This window comes from Actinoplanes xinjiangensis (genome assembly GCF_003148685.1).
Lineage (GTDB): Bacteria > Actinomycetota > Actinomycetes > Mycobacteriales > Micromonosporaceae > Actinoplanes > Actinoplanes xinjiangensis.
This window is the reverse complement of sequence record NZ_QGGR01000047.1, coordinates 13,799-37,047: the sequence shown is the minus strand read 5'-3', so window position 1 is coordinate 37,047 and position 23,249 is coordinate 13,799. Positions and strand designations below refer to the sequence as shown.

At 69.0% G+C, this 23,249-nt stretch carries 23 protein-coding genes and 1 pseudogene; 12 read left to right on the top strand and 12 right to left on the bottom strand.

Annotated elements, in window-relative coordinates:
* Nucleotides 1–426 precede the first annotated feature (426 nt).
* The gene (locus BC793_RS46440; protein WP_158319574.1) at nucleotides 427–828 is read left to right on the top strand and encodes a protease complex subunit PrcB family protein; all 402 of its coding nucleotides are present in this window, start codon (nucleotides 427–429) and stop codon (nucleotides 826–828) included.
* Between the two features lie 229 nt (nucleotides 829–1,057).
* On the opposite strand, the gene BC793_RS52080 is transcribed toward BC793_RS46440, so the two are convergent.
* The 4 genes from BC793_RS52080 to BC793_RS46420 all read right to left on the bottom strand — a co-directional run bounded on the left by BC793_RS52080 (nucleotide 1,058) and on the right by BC793_RS46420 (nucleotide 2,989).
* Complete coding sequence (locus BC793_RS52080; RefSeq protein ID WP_428839546.1) at nucleotides 1,058–1,468, bottom strand: helix-turn-helix domain-containing protein; 411 nt, start codon at nucleotides 1,466–1,468, stop codon at nucleotides 1,058–1,060.
* Nucleotides 1,434–1,706, bottom strand: coding sequence for a helix-turn-helix domain-containing protein (locus BC793_RS52075; RefSeq protein WP_275416338.1), 273 nt, complete (start codon nucleotides 1,704–1,706; stop codon nucleotides 1,434–1,436). The genes BC793_RS52080 and BC793_RS52075 overlap by 35 nt, the downstream gene beginning before the upstream one ends.
* Before the next feature lie 153 nt (nucleotides 1,707–1,859).
* Nucleotides 1,860–2,276, bottom strand: a complete 417-nt coding sequence (locus BC793_RS46425) for a hypothetical protein (RefSeq protein WP_239170719.1) — start codon at nucleotides 2,274–2,276, stop codon at nucleotides 1,860–1,862.
* A 218-nt stretch (nucleotides 2,277–2,494) separates the two neighbouring features.
* The gene (locus BC793_RS46420; RefSeq protein ID WP_146246764.1) at nucleotides 2,495–2,989 is read right to left on the bottom strand and encodes a VOC family protein; all 495 of its coding nucleotides are present in this window, start codon (nucleotides 2,987–2,989) and stop codon (nucleotides 2,495–2,497) included.
* Nucleotides 2,990–3,256: 267 nt separating this feature from the next.
* Here BC793_RS46420 and BC793_RS46415 point away from each other — a divergent pair, with 267 nt between their 5' ends.
* From BC793_RS46415 to BC793_RS46380, 8 genes and pseudogenes are all read left to right on the top strand, one after another.
* Nucleotides 3,257–3,607 carry a GntR family transcriptional regulator gene (locus BC793_RS46415; RefSeq protein WP_239170720.1) on the top strand — a complete coding sequence of 117 codons (351 nt, stop codon included), beginning with the start codon at nucleotides 3,257–3,259 and terminating at the stop codon, nucleotides 3,605–3,607.
* A pseudogene (locus BC793_RS52990) lies at nucleotides 3,597–4,088 on the top strand (ATP-binding cassette domain-containing protein); the annotation flags it as partial. The gene BC793_RS46415 and the pseudogene BC793_RS52990, both read left to right, overlap by 11 nt.
* A 395-nt stretch (nucleotides 4,089–4,483) precedes the next feature.
* Nucleotides 4,484–5,305 (top strand): hypothetical protein, encoded by an 822-nt coding sequence (locus BC793_RS46405; protein WP_109603049.1) that lies wholly within the window; start codon nucleotides 4,484–4,486, stop codon nucleotides 5,303–5,305.
* Nucleotides 5,306–5,656: 351 nt separating this feature from the next.
* Nucleotides 5,657–7,141 (top strand): family 43 glycosylhydrolase, encoded by a 1,485-nt coding sequence (locus BC793_RS46400; protein WP_109603048.1) that lies wholly within the window; start codon nucleotides 5,657–5,659, stop codon nucleotides 7,139–7,141.
* 139 nt (nucleotides 7,142–7,280) lie between these two features.
* On the top strand, nucleotides 7,281–8,249 hold the full coding sequence (locus BC793_RS46395; protein ID WP_109603047.1) for an SMP-30/gluconolactonase/LRE family protein: 969 nt from the start codon (nucleotides 7,281–7,283) through the stop codon (nucleotides 8,247–8,249).
* Between the two features lie 58 nt (nucleotides 8,250–8,307).
* Nucleotides 8,308–10,437, top strand: coding sequence for a PQQ-dependent sugar dehydrogenase (locus BC793_RS46390; RefSeq protein WP_373871334.1), 2,130 nt, complete (start codon nucleotides 8,308–8,310; stop codon nucleotides 10,435–10,437).
* 194 nt (nucleotides 10,438–10,631) lie between these two features.
* A complete protein-coding gene (locus BC793_RS46385) occupies nucleotides 10,632–12,047 on the top strand; it encodes a family 43 glycosylhydrolase (RefSeq protein ID WP_239170721.1) in 1,416 nt (471 codons plus the stop codon).
* A gap of 11 nt (nucleotides 12,048–12,058) precedes the next feature.
* Nucleotides 12,059–13,444, top strand: coding sequence for a glycoside hydrolase family 43 protein (locus BC793_RS46380; protein WP_109603045.1), 1,386 nt, complete (start codon nucleotides 12,059–12,061; stop codon nucleotides 13,442–13,444).
* A 16-nt stretch (nucleotides 13,445–13,460) separates the two neighbouring features.
* Here the strand turns inward: BC793_RS46380 and BC793_RS46375 are convergent, their stop codons facing one another.
* A complete protein-coding gene (locus BC793_RS46375) occupies nucleotides 13,461–14,111 on the bottom strand; it encodes a TetR/AcrR family transcriptional regulator (RefSeq protein WP_109603044.1) in 651 nt (216 codons plus the stop codon).
* Between the two features lie 196 nt (nucleotides 14,112–14,307).
* On the opposite strand from BC793_RS46375, the gene BC793_RS46370 reads away from it, so the two are divergent.
* Nucleotides 14,308–15,123, top strand: a complete 816-nt coding sequence (locus tag BC793_RS46370; protein WP_109603043.1) for an oxidoreductase — start codon at nucleotides 14,308–14,310, stop codon at nucleotides 15,121–15,123.
* Here BC793_RS46370 and BC793_RS46365 read toward each other — a convergent pair.
* Genes BC793_RS46365 through BC793_RS46355 form a run of 3 tightly spaced genes read right to left on the bottom strand, consistent with a single transcriptional unit; the run spans nucleotide 15,104 to nucleotide 16,802 of the window.
* Nucleotides 15,104–15,709, bottom strand: coding sequence for a DUF3618 domain-containing protein (locus BC793_RS46365; protein ID WP_109603042.1), 606 nt, complete (start codon nucleotides 15,707–15,709; stop codon nucleotides 15,104–15,106). The two genes, BC793_RS46370 and BC793_RS46365, sit on opposite strands and share 20 nt — an antisense overlap.
* The gene (locus BC793_RS46360) at nucleotides 15,685–16,107 is read right to left on the bottom strand and encodes a phage holin family protein (RefSeq protein ID WP_109603041.1); all 423 of its coding nucleotides are present in this window, start codon (nucleotides 16,105–16,107) and stop codon (nucleotides 15,685–15,687) included. The genes BC793_RS46365 and BC793_RS46360 overlap by 25 nt, the downstream gene beginning before the upstream one ends.
* The gene (locus BC793_RS46355) at nucleotides 16,104–16,802 is read right to left on the bottom strand and encodes a hypothetical protein (RefSeq protein ID WP_203896645.1); all 699 of its coding nucleotides are present in this window, start codon (nucleotides 16,800–16,802) and stop codon (nucleotides 16,104–16,106) included. The genes BC793_RS46360 and BC793_RS46355 overlap by 4 nt, the downstream gene beginning before the upstream one ends.
* A 534-nt stretch (nucleotides 16,803–17,336) precedes the next feature.
* Here BC793_RS46355 and BC793_RS46350 point away from each other — a divergent pair.
* Nucleotides 17,337–18,149, top strand: coding sequence for a DUF2382 domain-containing protein (locus tag BC793_RS46350; protein WP_109603040.1), 813 nt, complete (start codon nucleotides 17,337–17,339; stop codon nucleotides 18,147–18,149).
* Between the two features lie 179 nt (nucleotides 18,150–18,328).
* Nucleotides 18,329–19,813, top strand: a complete 1,485-nt coding sequence (locus tag BC793_RS46345; RefSeq protein WP_109603039.1) for a SulP family inorganic anion transporter — start codon at nucleotides 18,329–18,331, stop codon at nucleotides 19,811–19,813.
* A gap of 74 nt (nucleotides 19,814–19,887) precedes the next feature.
* On the opposite strand, the gene BC793_RS46340 is transcribed toward BC793_RS46345, so the two are convergent.
* From BC793_RS46340 to BC793_RS46325, 4 genes are all read right to left on the bottom strand, one after another.
* Nucleotides 19,888–20,859 carry a flagellar M-ring protein FliF C-terminal domain-containing protein gene (locus tag BC793_RS46340; RefSeq protein ID WP_158319573.1) on the bottom strand — a complete coding sequence of 324 codons (972 nt, stop codon included), beginning with the start codon at nucleotides 20,857–20,859 and terminating at the stop codon, nucleotides 19,888–19,890.
* 242 nt (nucleotides 20,860–21,101) lie between these two features.
* Entirely contained in the window at nucleotides 21,102–21,323 is a 222-nt protein-coding gene (locus tag BC793_RS46335; RefSeq protein ID WP_239170722.1) for a DUF397 domain-containing protein, read from the bottom strand.
* 253 nt (nucleotides 21,324–21,576) lie between these two features.
* Nucleotides 21,577–21,735 (bottom strand): hypothetical protein, encoded by a 159-nt coding sequence (locus BC793_RS50050; RefSeq protein WP_158319572.1) that lies wholly within the window; start codon nucleotides 21,733–21,735, stop codon nucleotides 21,577–21,579.
* A gap of 153 nt (nucleotides 21,736–21,888) precedes the next feature.
* On the bottom strand, nucleotides 21,889–23,058 hold the full coding sequence (locus BC793_RS46325; RefSeq protein WP_158319571.1) for a helix-turn-helix domain-containing protein: 1,170 nt from the start codon (nucleotides 23,056–23,058) through the stop codon (nucleotides 21,889–21,891).
* Nucleotides 23,059–23,249: the final 191 nt, after the last annotated feature.

Below are 23,249 nucleotides of genomic sequence, written 5' to 3'. Positions count from 1 at the left end.
GCCCCTGATCGGGAACGTCACTCGAATCTCGTGCTCGCCGATCGGTGCCTCGTCGGCGGTGGTCATCGATCAGTCTCGTAGGCCACCGCCGGCTGCTACACAGCTGTTCCACCAGCGCTTCGAACTGCGTGAACGGCGGCACTAAATTCCAGTCTTCCCACCCGTAGTGCCAGCTCGATCGATTCAGGTGGGCCACCTGCGTGACCGGCTATTCGCGGCGCTCAGCGGCCGGACCACCCCGACTCAGAACGCAGCGACGGTCCCACCAACGAACTCTCATGTAGCCGCAGATAACGCGCGATCTGCCCCGGACCGGTCGTCACCGCGGGATGAGTCCACCAGAAGTGAGCCAGAGCCGATAACTGACTGCCGGTGCGCCGGATGAATGTCCGGGAGGCGAGGCGATCGCCTCCGTACCCTGCAATCATGGTCCGGACTCGCACCTTGCCGCTCGTCGCGATTTCTCCCGTCGACTCCTCCGCCATCATGCCGGGACTCTTCCTCCTGCGGACCCCAGACGAGTGGGCGACGCAGTGGCGGAGGCTGAACTACGGTCGGGAGCCGAAGCCGGAGCTCCCACCGGTCGATTGGGACGAGGAGGTCGTCCTGTTCTTTCTGCTCGGCTGTCGCCCGACCACCGGCTACCGGGTGAGCATCGAGGAAGTCGAGGTACTGGACGGCGAACTCGTGGCTCGTGTCACCGAGCGGCGCCCGGGCGACGGCCCCACCGGGCAGGCACTCACGGTGCCGGCGCACGCCGTCGCCATTCCAGCGGCTGACGCGCGTGACAGCCTGCTCCTGATTCTGCGGGTCGTCACCGACGACTGAGCGCCTGGATCAGCATTGGCTGGTGTCGGCAGGCGAATCAGGTGCAGCCAGTCTCGGGCGGCGATCATCTGGCGCATGGCGGCGCTGATGTGGGTGTTGAGGTTGTCCCCAACGAGCACGATCGGTCCGCGCAGTTGCTGGTGGGCGGCGTCGAGCAGGCTTATGTAGTCGCGTTCGCTGAAGCTGCGGCGTTCGTTCTTGCGGCCGCGGTGGGTGATGGTGCGGTAGATCATTCGGGGACGCTGGCCGGGTTTGTAGCAGGCCAGGCCGGGAATCGGGACTCGCCGGAAGCCCTTGCCCGAGATCGGATCTGCGGCGTTTCGCCGCGTCGGCCCCAGGTGCGGGCCTTCGGTGGGCGCAGCGCCTGACCGGCCTCGTCCTCGAAGCAGTCCACGCGTCGCGCTGCGCCGCTACCGTTTTCCCGCCGGCCACACCTCCCGCCGCCACGTCGCGACCGCCTCCTCGTCACGCTCGACGGGCCGATGCGACGGACCTGCACCGACCAGCCGATGCGGTGCAGCAGGCATGACGTGCCGCGCAGCGTGTAGCGGGTACGGAACATCCGGGCGATCAGATCCGGCACCCGGATCAGGGTCCACCGCTGATCATCGCCGAAGCCGTGCGCCGCCGGCCCCCTCATCCAACGCCTCGGCCAGCCGCCGCAACCGAGGCCCATCCAGCCGGCACCGACTGCCGCCGGGCCCCTTCGATGCCAAGGCGTCCTCGCCACCGGTCCGCCACCCGTACACCGCAGTCTGCGACACCCGCAGCCTGGCCGCGACCTCCGGCACCGACATCCCCGCAGCAAACCACCCCGCCGCCTGGCGCCGCACCGCCTCCCGCTTCGCCCACCCCCGCGCGGACAGCCCCACCTCCATCGGCATACCTCATCACCCGGGCCTACAACGATCACCGGCGAAGAGCACCCCCGACACGACCAGCCACAGTGGACGAGCTCGGCCAGGTCAAGATCTGTAGTCGGCAGTCGGTGCTGCGCCCGCTGGCGCGCTGGCTGGGAGGAGGGTCCAGAGTCAGCTCGATCTGCGCAGACCTTCGGTGATGGCCGCGCGCAGTTGCTCACCATATGCGCCTGCCGGCAAGACATCGACATGCTCGGCCGCCTGCTCGAAGGCGGCGTGCGCGGCGGGCGTGTTGCCCAGCCGCTCGTTGGCCATCGCCACACCCACGTGCAGCGAGGGGTAGAAGGCGGCGACCCTGTCATCGCCGACGGCGTCGGCATGCCGCAGCGCCTCCTGGTTCCACCGCAGGATCTCCTCGGGGGCGTCCTGCTGCCTGGCCAGATAGTGCGCCGCGACGCACGCCTCGTAGTCGTCCGTACGCCGCGCCCAGGCCTGTTGGAACAACGCCTGCGCGTCGGCCGACCGCCCCTCCGCCTCTGCCCGCATCCCGTCCTGGCACAGCTGCAGCACCGGGTTACCGAGATCCATCATCACTCCCATTGGTTGCCGACTGGCTGACCCGACGATCTTCAAGGCTCAACCAGGTCGAGGGTCAAGCAGGCAAGACACAACGGCTGCAATGATGCGCTTGTTGAGCATTCAGCCTGTCCCGGCCCACTCGACAACCTCCCGACCGACACGGGCCTGGCCTTTACTGCGGTCGAACCTGTTTCAGACGCGTCCCGGCCTGACTTTCCGGCCGGGGCTCAGCCCAACGACTTCAATGCCTTGTCCAAGGTGGCGAAGACGGTGTCGGAGCCGCCCTCCCAGGACGGCGCCGGATCCGCCTGCCCGGGCGCCGGCTGGTAGAGCCACCAGATGTTCTGCCAGGGGTCGAGCATCCGGGCAAGCGTCGTCTCACCGTAGAACGGGGTCGGTTCGGTCACCGTCGTGGCGCCCTCGGCACCGGCCCGCTCGAGCACCGCCGCCGCGTCGGTCACCCACAGCTGCAGCAGGCCGGGCCGCGCCGGCCAGCCGTCCAGCCGGTCGGCGACCATCAGGTCGACGGTGCCGAGCCGCAGCTGGGCGTGGATGAGCTTGCCGTCCGGCGTCGGCGTCCGCGCCTCGACGGTCTCGGCCGCACCGAACACCTCGGCCACAAAGTCCACGAACCGCGCGGCATCATCCACGATCACGAACGGATTGAGGACGGCGCCGCCGTAGGGGACAGCTTCCGGAGAGAGCAGAATGTCGCTGGTCATGCCGAGGATCATGCCGTCAGTTGCGGTCAGTTCCTGACCTGATACTTCAGCGGTGCGGGGCCGCCACATTGGTGGCCGGCCGTCTCCCCGCGTGATGAGTCCACCAAAGCGGCGGTCTGTCCACCGTGGCGGCGGGCGGTCGCGATCCGTGCTTGACAGCATGCGACGGGATCCGGGATCCTCAGTCCGCTATTCAACTAGTGGATTGGTGGACTTTTGATCTTCCGGATCGATCGCCGAACCGGGACCTCCGTCTACGTCCAGCTGGTGCAACAGGTCCGCCAGGCGATCCGGATGGGCCGGCTGGCGCCCGGTGACCGGCTGCCCACGGCCCGCGAGGTCTCTGAACGCACCGGCATCAATCCCAACACCGTGCTCAAGGCGTACCGGGAACTGGAGGTGGCGGGGCTGGTGGAACCACGGCAGGGATCCGGCACCTTCGTCCGCCGAGACCTGGCACCACTGCCGGACCACACCGAGGCACTGCGGCGCGAACTGGCGGACTGGGTCACCCGCGCCCTGGCGGCAGGCCTGGACATCTCGGATATGCAGGCTCTCATCGTCGAGGCGGCGGCGGGAACGGCACCGACCCTGGAGGACGCGCACCATGTCGACTGACCGCACGGTCCCGGCGCTGGACGTCGCCGGGGTGTCCCACAGCTTCGGGCGGCGGCGCGCGTTGTACGACTGCTCGTTCACGGTGCCGGTCGGTGGGGTCACCGCGCTGATCGGCCGTAACGGGGCCGGCAAGAGCACACTGCTGCGCGCCGCGAGTGGGCTGTTGCGGCCGGACGGCGGCGAGGTGCGCGTGTTGGGGGAGCCTGTCGGTGACCGCTCGCTGCCGAGGATCGGGTACGTGGCACAGCAGGCACCGCTGTACCCGATGCTGACGGTGGCGCAGACGCTCGCCCTGGGCCGTCGACTCAATCCGCGCTGGGATGCCGGCTACGCCCAACATCTCACCGATGACGCGGCGCTGCCCTCCACGGCGCGGGTGGGCACCCTCGCCCCCGGGCACCGCAGCCGCCTGGCGCTGGTGATGGCGCTGGCCAAGCGGCCCGAATTGTTACTGCTGGACGAGCCGTTGGCTTCGCTCGACCCGGTCGCCCGCACGGAAGTCATCGGGACATTGATGGCCGATGTCGCCGAGCGCGGCACGACGGTGCTGCTGTCGTCGCATGTGGTGGCCGACATCGACGGCGTCTGCGACCACGTGGTGGTTCTGGCGGAGGGACGCGCCTGCCTCGTCGGCGAGGTGGAGCCGGTGCTGGCCGGTCACCTGGTCGCGGTGGGTGCCGGTTTCGAGATCAGCACGCTCGACGGTGCGGAGGTCATCGAGGTTCGCACCGCCGGCCGTGACGCCATCGCGCTGGTCCGATCCGCCGGGCCGGTCCCGGCCGGCGACCTGGCGTGGCACCGGCCGACGTTGGAGGAACTGCTCCTCGGCTACCTGCGGGCGGCCGGGCCGGAGCTCAAGCGAGAGGTCTCCGCCGCATGAACTGGCTCGCTCTGCGCCTGCTGCGCCCGTACCTGATCGTCGCCGCCGTCCTGAGCGCGGCCTCGACGGCGTTCGTCCTCCTCGGCGCCCGCGCCATCGGCCGGCAGGTCGACGCGCACGGCATGGTGGTCGACGACTACGCGCCCGACCGAACCGGCCTGTGCGAGACCGGCCTCAGTTGCCTGCCCGCCGGGACGGCGACCGATCTGGGGCAGGCCATCGTGCTGATCGCCGCGTTCGTACCGCTGCTGATCGGTCTGATCCTGGGCGTGCCCCTGTTCGCCAGGGAACGGGAGGAGTCGACCGACGCCTTCGTCCTCACCCAGTCGATACCTCCGATGCGATGGCTGTCCACCAAGCTGTTCTGGGCCCTGAGCGCCGGCGCGGTCTGCACGGCCGCGGTAGCCGTCAGCTTCCGCCGGGCGGCCGCCGGATACACGCTGGTCCTCGACGACGTCGGCTACACCCTGCTGGGCGAGGTTCACAAGTACAACGTCACCTTCATGGTCATGCAGGCGGTGTTCATCACCGCACTGGCCGGCGTCCTCGGGTTGGCCGGCGGGCGCACCCTGCGCACCCTGATCCTGTCCGTCCTGGCGTGGCCGGTGGTACTCGTCGTCGCGCAGATCGGCGGCCTGCTGCTGGCGATGGTGGCCTTCCTGCTGTCCTCATGGTCGGACTCGCTGTCCTCGATGCTCGGCACGCTGGACGGGGATGAGACCGCGACCTTCGCGGCACTCGCTCTCGCCGTATGCACCGTCGTCGCCGTGCTCATCGGGCGACGCACCGTCGCGGGGTCGGCTCGCCGACGGCCCTGATCTCCCGCGCGCCTGGCCCCCGCCGGTCAGGTGGCGCTCCGCATCAGAGCTCTGCGGTACGCAAGAGGCACCATGTTTGCGTTAACATGCCGGCGCCCACCCCCTTCCTCAAGATTGCAGCGCTGCAAAGACTTAAGGTTCCCTAAAGACTCGGTGACGCGGGCGCCCTTGACGAGGCTTTGTGTTAGCGCAAACATTGATTCATGCCTGTTTCGCGTAGGTGACAGACCCGGGTCGACGGCCTCCATACATCGGGACCCGCGGGCGCGATCAGGTGTTCCCGTGGCAGACATTCCCCAGCTGCCACGGTTCGCCTACCGAAGGACAGCCATGTCTTCCTCCCCTCCCCCCATGCACCGAACCCGCTCGCTGCGACGCGTCGCCGTGGTGGGTCTCACCGTCGGTGTCGCGGCGGCCGGTGTTGCGGTGGCGACGCGTTCGGCCTCGGCCGCGGTCGTCGATCCCGCCGCGTCCTACGTGCTGGTCAACCGCAACAGCGGCAAAGCCCTGGACGTCTACAACCTCGCCACCACCGACGGCGCCGCCATCAACCAGTACACCCGCAACGACGGCGCCTGGCAGCAGTGGAAATTCCTCGACTCCGGCTCCGGCTGGTACCGCCTGCAATCAGTGCACAGCGGCAAGGTCCTCGACCTACCCACCACCGCCGACGGCGTCCAACTGGTACAGAACACCGACCGCAACGACTCCCGCCAACAGTTCCGGCTCGCCGACTCCGCCGGCGGCCACGTCCGGCTGATCAACCGCAACAGCGGCAAAGCCCTCGAAACCTGGGAATGGTCCACCGCCGACGGCGCCAAAGTCTCCCAATACCAGGACCTCGACGGCGCCAACCAGCAATGGCAACTGGCCCGGGTAGGCGCCGGCACGTCGCCCACCACGTCGGTTCCCGGTAGTCCGGGACCGTCCGGGACACCGACCACACCGCCGGCGGCATATCCCGGGCCGGGTGCCGTCTCGGGTGCGACGGGCACGCACGACCCGACGGTCGTCAAGACGCCGCAGGGCTCGTACATCGTGGCGCAGACCGGTGACAACATCCGGCTGACCACCTCCACCGACCGCACGACGTTCCGGGAGGCGGGAGCGGCGTTCCCGAACGGGGCCCCGTGGACCACCGCCTACACCGGAGGCAGCCGCAACCTGTGGGCGCCGGACATCTCGTACCGCAACGGCCAGTACTACCTGTACTACTCGGCCTCGACCTTCGGCTCGAACCGCTCGGCGATCTTCCTGGCGACCAGCCCGACGGGTGCCTCCGGCAGCTGGACGAACCGGGGCCTGGTCATCGAGTCCAGCGCGTCGAACAACTACAACGCGATCGACCCGAACCTGATCGTGGACGACGCCGGCCGGTGGTGGCTGAACTTCGGCTCGTTCTGGTCCGGCATGCAGCAGATCGCCCTGAACCCCTCGACGGGTCTGCGGGCCGACTCCTCGATCCGTCTGATCGCCGGCCGTAACGGCGGGGCGATCGAAGCGCCGCACATGGTCAAGCACGGCTCGTTCTACTACCTGTGGGTGTCGTTCGACCGCTGCTGCCAGGGCGCGGCCAGCACGTACCGGATCATGGTGGGCCGTTCGACGAGCCCGAACGGGCCGTTCGTGGACCGTAACGGCACGGCGATGAACTCCGGCGGCGGCACCCAGGTTCTGGCAGGGCACGGCAGCATCCACGGTCCCGGCCACCAGGCAGTCCTCCAGGACACCGACGGCGACGTGCTGGTCTACCACTACTACGCCGACAACGGCGCCTCGCGGCTCGGGATCAACCGGCTCGGCTACGACACCGCCGGCTGGCCGTTCGTCTACTGATCCGCACCGGAGAAGCCTGATGCGCGGCTCTGTTCTCCGCGGCGCATCAGGCCGGTGAGTGGCCACGTGACGGCTACCCGGCATGCCGGGTAGCCGGTCACCTCGCTGCTCGCCGTACTCGAACGCGAGGGAGGAAACAATGCTCAGCCTGTTGTCGCGCGGCGTGGCGGTACTGGTTCTGCTGACGTCGGGGACCGTTCCCGCCGAAGCGGTGGACATTGCCGAACAGTGTTCCGGCAGTCCTCTTTCAGGCGAAACGGTCACCGCACGTCCCGTCCGCACCGGGTTCGCCTTCACCGAAGGCCCGACCTGGGTCGCGGATCCCGGCTACCTGCTGTTCTCGGACATGCAGAACCCGTCCGGCGCGCAGGGAGTCCAGCCGTCGTCGATCTGGCGCTTCACCCCGCCCGGCAGCTTCGAACGGCTCGTCGCGCAAGCGGGCAGCAACGGGCTCGCGGTCACGCCGGACGGAACCCGGGTGATCGCGGCCACCCACGACCAGCGCAGCGTGTCCACGTACACGCTGGCCGGCCTTTCCCGCGGTGTGTTGGCCGCCGACCATCTCGGCCGGCACTTCAACTCTCCGAACGACGTGACGATCGCCGCGGACGGCACCGTCTATTTCACCGACCCGAACTTCCAGCGCGGCAACCGCGCCGACGAGCTGAACGGCGTCACCGGCGTCTACCGCGTCCGCGGTGGGGTGGTGGAACTCGTCGACGGCACCGTGTCCCAGCCCAACGGCATCGTCCTGTCGCCGGACGGCAGGACGCTGTATGTCGGCGGATTCGGCAACAACGCGATCTTCGCGTACGCCGTCGCCGACAACGGCGACATCGGCCCGCGCCGCGTTCTCGCCCGGGTGAACAGCCCCGACGGCGCGGGCGTGGACTGCGCCGGCAACCTCTACTGGGCCTCCTACAACGACGGCCGGGTGCACGTGATCGCTCCCGACGGTCGTGCCCTGGGCGCGATCACCGCGGGCCGGCACGTCACCAACGTGGCGTTCGGCGGCCCGGACCGGCAGACGTTGTACGTCACCTCCGGCCAGCCCGGCAACTTCGGCATCTACAGCGTCCACCTCGACCTGGCCGGGCACCCCTATTAGCAGGACCTCGGGCCTGGAGCTTCTGCCGGGCCTGTCGACTGACAGCGAGGAGACCGCAGTGAAGGACCTACGGGCAGCCCCGCACCGGCGGCGACCGCGGCACGCGGCTCTGGTGATCATCTCGGCGCTGGTGCTGGCGGCCACGGGCGGCCTTGTCGCCACCGCGGCACCGGCAGCCGCGGCGACAGTCGACACCAGCGCCTGGTACGTGCTGCTCAACCGCCATTCCGGCAAGGCACTCGAGGTGTACGACCGGGCCACCGCCGACGGTGCCCGCCTCACCCAGGCCACGCGCACCGGCCAGGCCTGGCAGCAGTGGCAGTTCGTCGACGCCGGAGACGGCCACTACCGCCTGCGGTCCCGCCACTCCGGCAAGGTCCTCGACGTGCTCAACCGGTCCACCGCCGACCGCGCGACGATCGTGCAGTGGGCCGACGTGGGCGGCACCAACCAGCAGTTCCGCCTCGCCGACTCCACGGGCGGTTATGCCCGGCTACTCAACCGCAACAGCGGCAAGGCCGTCGACGTGCTCGATTTCTCCACCGCGGACAACGCCTCAGTAATCCAGTACACCGACCTGGGCGGCACCAACCAGCAATGGCAGCTCGTACGGGTCGGTGCAGCCCCGGACACGAGCGCTCCGAGCACGCCGGCCGGGGCCCGCGCCACGGAACTGACCTGCACGTCGGTACGGCTGTCGTGGACCGCGTCGACCGACGACGTCGGTGTCGCCTTCTACGACATCTACCACGACGGCCAGCTCATGACCTCGGTCGCCGGCGCGACCGTGACGACGGTCCTCACGGTGACGCCCGGCGCCCGATGGGGCCTGTACGTCAACGCCCGTGACGCCGCCGGAAACGTCTCACAGGCCAGCGCCACCGTGCCGATCACCGTCCCGCAGTGCCAGACCGACACCCAGGCTCCCACCGCTGCGACCGGGCTCAGCGCCACCGCCACCGGCACCACGGTCAGCTTGCGCTGGAACGCCGCCACCGACAACGTCGGCGTCACCGCCTACGAGATCACCCGCAACGGCACCCCCGCCGGCTCGGTCAACGGCACCGCCACGAACTTCACCGACAGCGGGCTGACCGCATCCACCCGGTACGAATACCGGGTCGTGGCCGTCGACGCCCAAGGCAACCGGTCGACGCCCAGCACCCCGATCACGGTCACCACGGGTGCCGGATGCACCGCGGCGATCTGCGCGGTCACTCAGGTCGCCACCGACACCGACGTGCCGTGGGGACTTGCCCAGTTGCCCACCGGCGAGGTGCTGTACAGCCGCCGCGACGCCTTCGACATCGTGCGCCTCGACCCGCCCACCGGCGCCAGGACCAGCATCGGCCGGGTGCCCGGCGTGCAGGGCACCGACGGCGAAGGCGGCGTGATGGGCATCGCCGTCGCCGCCACGTTCAGCACCGATCCCTGGGTCTACATCATGCACACCAGTCCCACCGACAACCGGGTGATCCGGATGCGATACACCGCAGGCGCCCTCAACGGCAGCCCTCAGGTGCTGGTCAGCGGGATCGCGCGCAACAAGTTCCACAACGGCGGCCGGCTGCGGTTCGGGCCCGACGGCAGGCTCTACGTCGCCACCGGTGACGGTCAGAACGGCGAATGGGCACAGGACCGCACCACCCTCGCCGGCAAGGTCCTGCGGATCAACCCGGACGGCACTATCCCCGCCGACAACCCGTTCGGCAATGCGGTGTGGAGTTACGGCCACCGCAACCCGCAAGGCCTGGCGTTCGACTCCCAGGGCCGGCTCTGGGAGCAGGAGTTCGGCAACAGCGTCATGGACGAGACGAACCTGATCGTCCGCGGCGGCAACTACGGCTGGCCCCGCTGCGAAGGAACCACGGGCAACTGTACCGATCCGAGTTTCGTGGCACCCGAACGGACGTATCCGGTCGCGGCGGGCTCATGCAGTGGCATCGCGATCGTGCGCGACGTCCTCTACATCGCCTGTCTTCGCGGCGCTCGGCTGTACCGGGCACCGATCACCGGCACCGATCTGGGCAGCCCTCAGCAGTTCCTCAACGGAACATACGGGCGACTGCGGACCGTCGAGCCCAGCAACGACGGTGGCCTGTGGCTCACCACCAGCAATCTCGGCGAGAAGGACAGCGTGCCCGACAACAGCGACGAACGCATCCTCAAAGTCACTCTGAGTCAGTGAGGCATCTTGTTGCGCGGAGGCGACCCCTCACGCGAGCAGGTGTTCCCGTGGCGGTCATTCCCCAGTCGTCACGGTTTTCCCCTAACCGAAGGACCGTTATGTCTTCCTCCGCTCTTCCAGTGGAACGAGCACGCCCACTTCGACGCGTTGTCCTGTCCGCTCTCACCATCGTCGTGGCTGCCGCCGGCGTTGCGGTGGCGACACGTTCGGCCTCGGCCGCGGTCGTCGACCCCGCCGCGTCCTACGTGCTGGTCAACCGCAACAGCGGCAAAGCCCTGGACGTCTACAACCTCGCCACCACCGACGGCGCCGCCATCAACCAGTACACCCGCAACGACGGCGCCTGGCAGCAGTGGAAATTCCTCGACTCCGGCTCCGGCTGGTACCGCCTGCAATCAGTGCACAGCGGCAAGGTCCTCGACCTACCCACCACCGCCGACGGCGTCCAACTGGTACAGAACACCGACCGCAACGACTCCCGCCAACAATTCCGCCTCGCCGACTCCGCCGGCGGCCACGTCCGGCTGATCAACCGCAACAGCGGCAAAGCCCTCGAAACCTGGGAATGGTCCACCGCCGACGGCGCCAAAGTCTCCCAATACCAGGACCTCGACGGCGCCAACCAGCAATGGCAACTGGCCCGGGTAGGCGCCGGCACGGCAGGCACGTTCACCAACCCGATCAAGCGCAACGGCCCGGACCCGTGGCTGCAGCACCACAACGGCTACTACTACCTGGCGACCACCACCTGGAACTCGACCATCACGATGCGCCGCTCGACGACGCTGGCCGGGCTGGCCACCGCCGCCGACCAGGTTGTCTTCAACCTGGCCGGCCGGGCCAACGGCTGCTGCAACATGTGGGCGCCCGAGTTCCACCTGCTCGACGGCCCGAACGGCAAGCGCTGGTACTTCTACTACACCGCCGGGCAGAACGTGTCCGACTACAACCCCACCCAGCGGCTGCACGTTCTGGAATCGGCCGGCACCGACCCGATGGGCCCGTACACCTTCAAGGCCGACCTCGGCAGCGACTGGTCCCTCGACGCGAGCGTCCTCAAGGTCGGCAGCAGCCTCTATCTGATGGCCACCTACAACGCCGGCGGATCGTACGGCCAGTCCAACTTCATCCAGCGGCTGTCCAACCCGTGGACGCTCACCGGTTCACGGGCGCGGTTGAGCTCGCCGACGCTGTCCTGGGAGCGGCAGACCGGCGCGGTCAACGAGGGCCCGGAGCCGCTGTACCACAACGGCAAGGTCATGGTCGTCTACTCCGCCTCGGCGTGCTGGGGACCCGACTACAAGCTGGGCCTGCTCACCCTCACCGGCACCGACCCGATGAACATGGCGCACTGGACCAAGAGCCCCAACCCGGTGTTCCAGCGCAACGACGCCAACGGCGTCTTCGCACCCGGCCACAACGGCTTCTTCAAGAGCCCGGACGGCACCGAGGACTGGATCGTCTACCACGCCAACGACTCCGCGGGCGGCGGCTGCGACATGAACCGCTCCACCCGCGCCCAGAAGTTCACCTGGAACGCCGACGGCACCCCCAACTTCGGCGCACCTGTACGTCTGGGCACCACCCTCACCGCACCGTCCGGGGAATGAGGGCCGGATTCATGAACCTCTCCCGACGTACCCTCCTCGCCTCCGGCGCGGCTGCGGCCGGTGCGACCCTGCTCGGCCCGGCCGGACCCGCTCAGGCCGCCACCTACAGCGGCTATGTGATGGGCTACTTCACGGAGTCGCCGTCGAAGCTGGCCGACGATTACGGCCTGCACCTGGCCGTCAGCACCAACGGTCTGGACTGGACGCCGCTCAACCAGAACAACCCGGTGGCCACCCCGACCGCGGGCACCCGTGGCCTGCGTGACCCGTTCATCCTGCGCAAGCAGGACGGCACCTTCGTGGTGCTGGCCACCGACCTGACCGGCACCGATTTCACCCGGCCGAACCAGTACATCCACTGCTGGGACTCGCCCGACCTGCGCACCTTCACCGGCTACCGCCGGCTGCGGATGCACACCATGAACACCCACACCTGGGCACCCGAAGCGTTCTGGGACGCCGCCCGCGGCCAGTACGGCATCATCTACTCCGCCAACAACGGCGGACGCGACGCCTTCTACGTCAACTACACAGCCGATTTCCGTACGGTCGGGTCGGCGCAGTTGTTCTTCGATCCCGGATTCAACGTCCTCGACGCCACCATGCACCTGCACAACGGCGTCAATTACCTGTACTACAAGAGCTTCAGTGACGGCCGGCTCTACGGCGCCCGCTCCAGCACGTTGAATCCGCGTAGTTTCGACCGGGGCACGTACACCAGCGGTGTGGTCAACGGCGGCATCGAGGCACCGATCGTCGTCAAGGCGAACGACCGCAACGAATGGTTCCTGTACGGCGACTCGTTCTCCCCGAACAACGGCGAACTGTACGTGTGGCGCTCCGGCGACATCGGCGCCAACAGCTGGAGCCCGCTGACCAAGGCTCAATACCACCAGCCGCTGAACGCCAAGCACCCGACCATCTGCCCCATCACCGCCACCGAACAGGCGAACCTGCTGTCCCGGTGGGGAGCGCCGGCCTGGAACCGGATCACGTCCTACAACTATCCCGACACCGTGATCCGGCACGCGAACCACGTCGCCCGCATCGATGCGTACCCGTTCGACCCGTACACCGACTCACAGTGGCGGCTCGTGCCGGGGCTCGCCGACGCCGGCGGCGTGTCCTTCCAATCGGTCAACGTCGCCGGCCACTACCTACGGCACTCCAACTACAACCTGGTGCTCGCCGCCGACGACGGCACCGGCACCTTCGCCGGCGACGCGACGTTCCACCGCACCGCCGGCCTCGCCGACAGCGGCTGGACCTCGTTCCGGTCGCACAACCTGCCGACGTACCACATCCGGCATTCCGGCTACGTTCTGCGTATCGATCCGCTCAGCGGCGCCTCCGCCGCCGCGGACCGGCAGGACGCCACCTTCCGCATCGGTTACTGATCCTGAGCCGGCGACGTCACCGCGGCGGTGACGTCGCCGGCTGGGCGGCACGGGGAACGGGGGCCCCGTCGCCGTCCGGCGAGGACGAGCCGATGCCGGCGATGTCCATCAGGGCACCGGCGGTCGTGACGGCGAGGCCGTCCAGCTCGTGCGCCTGCACGACGGATCGGGCGCTGGCTCCGTCGAAGACCATGGTCAGTTGCCGGGCCAGCAGTTCAGGGTCGCGGGCACCGCCCCGGTGCGCCTCGTGCCGGAAGAAGTCGGTGAGCCCGTCCTTGTGTCGGCGGGCGATCACGCTGGCCGGGTGGTCGGGAGACTTGGCCTGAACCGCTGTCGCGACGAACGGGCAGCCGAGGAAGTCCTGCATCGGCTCGAGGTGTTCGAGGCGTTCGAAGACGTGCAGGATCCGCTCTCGTGGCGATCTGCCGTCATCGGGAGCCGGCAGGAGGGCCGCCGAGAATCCGGGCGCCGAGCGTTCCAGGCTGGCGGCCACCAGGTCGTCCTTGCCGGCGAAGAGCTGGTACATCGAGCGCTTGGACACACCCGCCTCGCGGCACACCGCGTCGACACCCACGTGAATGCCCTGTTCATGGAAGAGCTTCGCCGCGGCGTCGAGCAGCCGCGCACGGGTGGAGGCGGCACCGGCGGGCAGTGTCTGGTTCCCCATGAGCCCCAGCGTACCCAGTGTTCCGCGTTCTGGAAACCGATCTGTTTATGACCCCTTGCGCCTGGAAACCGATCTGTTTATCGTGTGTAAACAAATCGGTTTCCTCGGCGCGATGTCGTGGCTGTCCGCCTTCCGGGGCGCAGCGTCCCATCGCACTGACCAAGGCCGGAGATCTTCCGAACAGAAGGAGACCATCATGGGGTCGACCAAGCCGATCGCGCTCGTCACGGGTGCGTCCGCGGGCATCGGCAACGCCATCGCTCACGGCCTGGTGACAGCGGGCTATGAAGTGATCGGCACCGGACGTCGCACCGCGCACCTCCCCCGTCGCGACGGCGTGACCTATCTCGACCTCGACGTGACCAGCGACGCGTCGGTCACCGCCGCCGTCGCGCAGGTCATCGAGCGGTACGGCCGGATCGATCTGCTGGTCAACAACGCCGGTGTCGGCTCAGCCGGAGCCGCGGAGGAGAGCTCGGTGGCGCAGGTGCAGGCGTTGTTCGACATCAACGTCTTCGGCGTCATCCGGATGACCACCGCCGTCCTGCCGCACATGCGCGCCCAGGGCCGCGGCCGGATCGTCAACATCTCGTCCGTGGTCGGCTTCATGCCGGCGCCGTTCATGGCTCCCTACGCCGCCTCCAAACACGCGGTCGAGGGCTACTCCGAATCGGTCGACCACGAGGTCCGCGAGTACGGCGTCCGGGTCCTGCTCGTCGAACCCGGCTGGACCAACACCGGTTTCGAGAGCAACAGCGTGCGTGCCGACACCCCGATGGAGATCTACGCCGAGCAGCGCGGCATCGCCGACAAACTGATCGGCGAGGCGGTCCGGGCCGGCGACGATCCGGCCGCCGTCGCCCGGGCGGTCGTCGCCGCGGCGACCGACACCAAACCGAAGCTGCGCTACACCGCCGGCTCCCGGGCCGCCATGGTCAGCACCCTGCGCCGCGTCGTTCCGTCCCGGGCCTTCGACCGGCAGATCCGCAAACTCAACCGACTGGCCGGCTGACCTGCTCCTTGGCGTCTTGCGCCGACGACCGCGCCTGGTCCTTCGCGGCCTGCGCGGCCTGCTGTGCGGTGTCCTTCACCTCGCTGACGGCGTGCTGGACCGTACCGGACAGATCCTCCTTCAGGCCGGCCGCGACATCCTTGACCTTGTCGGTGAGTTCGCCGCTGTTCTCCTTGAGCTGCTGGCCGGCGCGGCGTTCCGCGTCGGTGACCGGGACCAGACTCGCGGCGAGCAGGCCGGCACCGAAGGCGATGATCCCGGCGGCGAGCGGGTTGCCCTGGGTTTGTGCGGTGACCGCCTGCGGGGCGCCACGGACGGCGCCGGCCGCGTCGTGCGCCTTCCCGCTCGCCACGTCCCCGAGGTGGGCAGCCTTGTCCTGCACGGTGCTGATCGCCGACGAGGCGGTGTCGCCGGCCGCATGCCGGGCGTGGTCGGTGCTGCCCATCACCTTCTCCTTCACCGTGTTCCAGCGGCGCTGCGCCACCCTGCCCGGGTTTGTCTTCTCGGCCAGCAGGTCGACGTCGCGGGTGAGCGACGCCCGCGTGTTCTCGATGTCCTGCCTCAGCCGTGCGGGTTCTTCAGCCATCGTGCATCCTCCTTGAGCGTGTCGACGGTGCGGTGCGGGACCGGGTCGACGGTCTTCAGCCTGTTGCGGCCGGTCACGAACAGCGCCGCACCGGCGATCGCCCAGACGGCGGCCACGATGAGCGCGGCCCAGCCGGTGTCCATCACGTTCGCCAGGCCGAAGACCGCGGCGAAACTGAGCAGGACGACGGCGAGGTAGCCGGCGAACGCGGCGGCGCCGAGCATCCCGGCGGCCTTGCCCGCCTTGGACGCCTCCTGCTGCAGCTCGGCCTTGGCCAGCTCGACCTCCTGGCGGAACAGGTGCGACAAATCGTTGCTGATGTTGCCGATCAACTCACCGATCGACGTCTCGGCCACCCGCTCGGCCTGGGCTTCGTGGGTTGACGGGTGGATGGTCATGGCCGCGACGCCCGGTGCTGCATGCGCGTGAACTCGTCCAGCACGCTGGGCGTACCGGTACCGGTGCCGGTGCCGGTGCCGGTGCCGGTGCCGGTGCCGGTGCCGGTCGCGGCGTATGCGGTGCCGGTCTGGTCCGCGCCCGTCCGGTTCATGGCAGCCGCCGGGTCCCGCGTGGGCTGCGGAGGAGACGCCGCGAATGCGCCGGTGCCGCTCTCAGCCGCCGGGGCGCCGGCGTGCGGGTCGGCCTTGGCGATGCTCTTGCCCAGACGGCCGACCACGAAGCCGGCCGCCAGTGCGGTCGCCAGGAAGGCACCGGGCCGGCGCCGGGCGAAGTCCTCGACCTCCCGCAGCACGCCCTCGGCACCGTTGCGGTCCAGATAGTCGGCGAGCTGTCGGCCGCTGTCGGCAACCCGGGAGACGACGGCGGCGGCCGGTGAATCCTGCCGGTCGCCGCGCATCTCGTCGAGGTGGTCGGCGGTCTGGCGGATCGTACTGACCAGCTTGTCGTTCTGCGTGCGGGCCTGCTCACTGAGCTTGTCGCGGACGTCGGCCGCGATCGTACGAGCCTGGGTCTGGGCTTCTGCGCTGACGCGCTGCGCCTGTTCCCTGGCGGTGCCCTTCACGTCCACCGCGGCTTGTGTGACGGCTTCCCTGCCCCGCCCGGCCACCTTCGAGGCCTTCGACGTGCCGTTCATCGCGGAAGGGCCCGCCGTATGAGTGCCGCCCATTGGATTACTCACCATGCCTCCTACGGAGAATCCGATAACCATCCGGGGCGATTCCCGTACGCCAGCCTTTTAATCCCCTCCCATGTCATTCACTGGACCATTCGCCGAAGCGTTCGTCATCGGCCGCCGGGACGCGCGTCGTTCGTTGACCGGCGCTGCACTCCGGATATGCGGACACGGCCCACGTGCACCGTCCCGCCACACGGGCGGCCGTCGATTCTAGTCATTTCTTCGCGGTGATCACGCCTTATCGAGACGTCTCGTTTGCTGCTCGCCGTTGACGGAGGCAACGGGTGCTTTGGCTGCTCAGCGCCGAGAAGGCTTCCGCCGAGTGGTCGCTTCCCCCCTCGGTGGGGGCCCCGGTCGCCGTTTGTCCGAATGCGGCTTCAAAAGCCAGACCTCGGGCTACTGGTCCGACTTTTGAGCGCTGAAAGAAAATGTATGGACGGCATTTGGTCGGGTATAGCTCCTCACGTCCAGCCGACTGAAAGGAGTCATGCCATGATCGTGCAAGAGCAGGTTGATCTGCTGTACGGCCGCGAGGTTGTCGACCGGGACGGCGAAAAGGTGGGCAGCGTCGGAGCGGTGTGGAGCGACGGGGCCGGCCAACCGACATGGGCTTCGGTCAAGACCGGGCTGTTCGGCCTGAACGAGTCGCTCCTGCCACTCAACGACGCCACGCTGCAGGGCGACCGGATCGTGGTGCCGTTCGAGAAGGCCGCGATCAAGGATGCGCCGAACGTCGACGCCTCGCACGACGAGCCGTTGAGTGCCGAAGAAGTCGACCTCCTCTACCAGCACTACGGCATGAGCTGGGACGAGAGCTACCGCACCGGCCGGAGTAGCACCGCCACCGCCGCCGGCGGTTACACCGGCACCGAGAACCGCACCCCGGGGACCGCCGTAGCCGGTTCACGTAAGGCCGCCGGCGATGACGCGATGACTCGCTCGGAGGAGCGGCTCAACGTCGGCACCACGACCGAACAGGTCGGTCGTGCGCGGCTGCGCAAGTACGTCGTCACCGAGCAGCAGCAGGTCACCGTGCCGGTCACCCACGAAGAGGTGCGCCTGGAACGTGAGCCGATCACCGCCGCCAACCGTGACGCCGCGTACGCCGGACCCGACATCACCGAGTCCGAGCACGAGGTCACCCTGCACGCCGAGCGTCCGGTGGTGAAAACCGAGACCGTGCCGGTGGAACGGGTGCGGCTGGGCACGGAGACCGTGACCGAGCAGAAGACCGTCGGCGGGACGGTCCGCAAGGAGCGCATCGAGGCGGATCTGCCCGACGAAGCCCGTCGCACCATCGACTGACATCACGTTCCAGCCGGAACCAGGCCGGCGGCGATCTCGACTGGCGTGCGCAGGTCGAACGGCGACAGAAGGGTACGGCCTCGATGGCGTGATCATCACCACCGGACCACGACAGGAACTCTCCGGCTACGGAAGGGTGTGGTCGGCTGGTCGCGCGCATTCGAGAGGAACACCCATAGATGTCAGAGACTGCGCGTTGGTCGCGGCCGGATTGGCTCTCCTCACCGAAGGTGCTGCGTACCGAGGTTCTGGCCGGTCTCGTCGTTGCTCTGGCATTGATCCCGGAGGCGATCTCGTTCTCCATCCTCGCCGGGGTCGACCCGCGGGTCGGTCTGTTCGCCTCGTTCACGATGGCCGTCACGATCGCCTTCACCGGCGGCAGACCGGCGATGATCTCCGCTGCCACCGGCGCGGTCGCCCTGGTCGTCGGGCCGCTGGCGAAGGAACACGGCTTGGACCATCTGGTCGCCGCGGTCATTCTGGGCGGGCTGTTGCAGGTGGTGCTGGCCCTGGTCGGGGTGGCGAGGCTGATGCGGTTCATCCCGCGCAGCGTCATGGTGGGCTTCGTCAACGCCCTCGCCATCCTGATCTTCACCGCGCAGCTGCCGCACCTGATCGACGTGCCGTGGCTGGTCTACCCCCTCGTCGCCGTCGCCCTTGCCATCATGTTCGTGCTGCCGAGGTTCACCACCGCCGTCCCGGCGCCGCTGGTGGCGATCGTGCTGATGACCGCGTTCGTGCTGATCGCGCGCGTGACCGTGCCGAACGTCGGCGACGAGGGCACTCTGCCCGACAGCCTGCCCACCTTCGGCATTCCGAACGTGCCGTTCACCCTCGCCACCCTGCAGCTGATCGCCCCGTACGCCCTCGGTATCGCCCTGGTCGGTCTGATGGAATCGCTGATGACCGCGAAACTGGTCGACGACGTCACCGACACCCACTCCGACAAGACCCGCGAGTCCTGGGGCCAGGGCGTGGCCAACATCGTCACCGGCTTCTTCGGCGGCATGGGCGGCTGCGCCATGATCGGCCAGACGATGATCAACGTGAAGGCGTCCGGCGCCCGCACCCGCCTGTCGACGTTCCTCGCCGGCGTCTTCCTGCTCATCCTGGTCGTCGCCCTCGGTGACGTCGTCGCGCTGATCCCGATGGCCGCCCTGGTCGCCGTCATGATCATGGTATCGGTCGGCACCTTCGAATGGCACAGCATCGCCCCGGCCACCCTCAAACGGATGCCCGCCGGGGAGATCATCGTCATGCTGGTCACCGTCGCCGGCACCCTGACCACCCACAACCTCGCCGTCGGCGTCGTCCTCGGCGTCCTGGCCGCCATGGTGATCTTCGCCCGCCGGGTCGCGCACTTCGCCCAGGTCGACCCCGAGACCACCGCCGACGAGACCACCAGGACCTATCACGTACGCGGGGAGCTGTTCTTCGCCTCCAGCAACGACCTGGTCTACCAGTTCGACTACGCGAACGACCCCGACCGCATCGTGGTCGACATGAGCGGGGCGCACATCTGGGACGCCTCCTCCGTGGCCGCCCTCGACGCCATCACCACCAAATACGCTGCCCGCGGCAAGCAGGTGCAGATCGTCGGCCTGAACGAGGCAAGCGCCACCTTCCACGAGAACCTCGCTGGCAAGCTGAACGCCGGCCACTGATCACCGGCGGGCAGGCCGCGGAGCGGATGCAGCGCGGCGGACACTGACTCGGAGCGGGTACCGGAGTGTGCTCTTCACCGATCGGATCCGGTCCAGCCACGGAGTACGGCCGCGGCTTGTCCGGGATCGTCGCCGGCGAGCCGGCCGATCTGGCGTTGCCGCTCGATGCCGTCGTGACGCGGGTCCCCGGGCGCCGGCGCGGCGAGGTCGGCGGTGGCCACGACCGGGCGCCGCCCCTCCACCGCCGCCCGCATCCGCTGCAGATCGTCTCGCTGCGCCGCCGCTCTCCGGTATCGCCGGCGGGCCACCACCCCGATCAGGAACAGCAGAGCCACCGCGGCGGCCGCCGGCATCCACTGCCGGTCGGCCGTCGCCGCCGTACCGGGCTCGGCCAGCGTGTTCGCGGCGGTGTCTGCCACTCCGGGTCGCATCGGCATCGCGGCGACCGCGACCGTGTCACCGCGACCGGCTTCGACACCGGCCGCCACGCTGACGAGTTCCGTCAACTGGGCGAGGTCGATGTTCCGGCCGGCCGTGGCGTCGACGAGCACGGCGATGTTCAGCTTCTCCACCCTGCCGGGCGCGGTACGGCGAGTCTCGCGCAGAGAGTTCAGAGCGTTGGCGCGTGCCGTGCTGGTGCTCTCGTACCGGGTGCCGCCGGTGTCCTCGGTGTAGGCCCGGCTGCTGATCCGCTCCGACAGCGCACCGGCCGCCGGATCCCGGGCGTAGGTCGTGCTGACGGTCTCGACCTGGTCGAAGTTCAGCTCCGCGGTGGTGGTGACGACGGCACGGCCGGGGCCGACCACCGCGTCCAGCATCGTCTGGAGCGCGCTGTTCAGCCGTTCCTGGTATGCCGCCGTGGCCGCGTCGCTGCGGCGCACGGTCAGCCCGACGGCTCCGGCCCGTGACACCGGGCCGGAATCGACGGCGCCCAGTCGGTGCGGAGCCATCGGCATCGCCGCGTACGCGGGCTGGGCTTGAAGACACATGACGCTCGCCAGTGCGGCCATCAGGACCACGGCGCTCGGAGACGACGGCCTTCGCATAGCCTCCTTCATCGTCCATCCGGCGGCCGGCTCCATCAGTCTTGCGGGTGCAACCGGGTTGCGGTGGGTCCAGGGCACCACCGCGAGGACCACCAAGGGCAGTCGGCGCAAACCTCCCCGAGGGTTGCGGTCTTCGAAGGTTGAAGGCTGAACCGATCCCTCACCGAGGGAGGGGTCCACCTGAAAGCCCAAAGCGGCGGCCGGGGGACCCAAAACCCCCGGCCGCCGCCCTCAGGTCGCGGTCAGCCCCGGTCGAACTCGCCGGCCGCCGCGCCCTCCAGGAAGGCCTTCCACTCGTCGTCGGTGAACACCAGCGCCGGACCCGACGGGTCCTTCGAGTCGCGGACCGCGGTCGCCTGCCCGACGAACGCGACCTCCACGCAGTGCCCGGCCGAGCCGGAGCGGCTGCTCTTCTTCCAGTCGGCGCCCTCCAGGTCGACGCTCATCCCCTTGATCTCAGGCATGAGGCTCTCCTTCCTCTCGTCCGGCGGGCGGTCCCGCCGGGACGTCTTCTCGGCACTCACCCGTGGTGAGCCTCGCTCGGGCGGTGGAGCAGGTAGTACGCGTGCGGCCCCTCGCCGTTGTCGATCTCAGCCAGAGCAAGGCGATCAACCTGGACCTCACGTACGAACCCCGGGCCCGATCCGGTGTCGATCCACACCCGCGCCCATCCGTCAGCTGGCAGCTCGCGGGGGCCCACGGTCAGGATTGGCCGGGTCACGACCGGGGCCGCCGCAGCGTGCCCATGCCGTACGGCGGCGCCGCAGTGATCCGCTCGACGGCCTGGGCGTACTCGACGCGCTGCTCGTCACGCCAGGTATGAACGGCTCGAACCCGCCGGCGCCACATCACGCGCCGCATCACCTCAATCAGCATGTCCGCCTCCGATCAGTGGCGGGCCGCGATTCACGGACGCGACCCGCCGATCTGGGGCGACGGCGAGCGCGGGACTTTCTCACAGCCGGACGCCCGCCGCCGCTGATCAGGAAGTTATGCGACGCAGACGGGGGCGGTGATTGCTCGCTGCTATCAGTCCTTGATGAGGGATGCCAGGTTCGCCGCGGTCGCCGCGCTGCGCATCTGCCTCGTCAAGGAGTTGCGCTTCGCGCGGCGGATGATCGACCCGATGGTGTCGCGCACGGTCGGCCGGAGCCGGAACCACTGCGGGCCCGTCGCCTCGGCCCGCAGGAACGTCGCGATCGCCTCCTGGTCGCGGCCCACCTGAGCCATCGCAGTCGCCACGTCGGCGAAGAAGGGAGCTTGGCGGTTCGCGATCGGCAGGCGCCCGGGTGCGACGTCGTCCGCCGCTTCCAGGGCGCGGTGAGGCTCCCCGAGTTCCAGCTCGGTGGCGACCGTCCAGAACCCGACGTTCGTCGGCCCGAACGCAAACCGGGCCAGGCCGAGGTCCGGGCCGGGCTCGCCGAGTGACTCGGCCGCCGCGCCCGCCTCGCGGAGGTGTTCGTGCGCCTGGTCGCCGCGGTGGTCCACAGCGGCACGGAGGGCGGCATGCAGGTGCAGCATGCCGTACGCCTGCCGGACCTCCGGGTCGCCGATGTGCGGCTGGATCTCGTCGGCCACCCGCTGGGCGAGGCGGGCCGGCGCGCCCGGCATCTCCGGCGGCATCGCAAGGACCCGGATGAACTCGGCGATGCCGATCCATGCCGGGTTTCCGAGTTCGCGAGCCTCGGCGACGGCCAGCCGGGCGGCATCCCGGGCCAGGTCCGGATAGCCGAGGTGCTTGAGCGTGTAGACGCCCACGTGGGCGACCTGGACCAGATCCGCCCCCCGGAGCCCGCCGAGCATGTTGGGCAGCTGGGGTGCGACGGTGGCGAAGTCGTAGCTCCCGCCCGCGATCATCAGCCCCCGCACGTCGTGGCGGGGCTCTTCCAGTTCGCCGATCTCGCGGCGGATCAAAGCCTCACGAATATGGGGCACGTGGGCCGCGGCCGCCGCCCTAGCCGGGTCGGTGGGGTCGCCGGACTGCCCGGTGAGGTCGGCGATGGAGACGTCCAGCGCCGACGCGAGCGCGACGAGTGTGGCGCGGCGCTCAACGGGGCGGCGACCGTTCTCGATCTGGTTGAGGTACGGCTGACTCATGCCGGCCAGGCCGGCTAGAACGCGCTGAGACTTGCCGCGGCGCTGTCGCCAGTACGCGACCTGAGCACCGATAAACAGCGGTTCGCCAACGGTAGTGGCCATGACGGTCGCTCCCCTGGTAGCGGTCAGGGTGGGCGGCCGGCCGCTACAACCGGCCGCCAACATCGACGGTACGCCATGCGTAACGACGATGCCGATCGGTGGATGCCGGCCAGCCGGGTGAAACGGTCAGGTCATCGACCTTCCGGTGTTCCGGTAGACCGTCTTGCGTTCGACGCCGAGCCGGCCGGCGA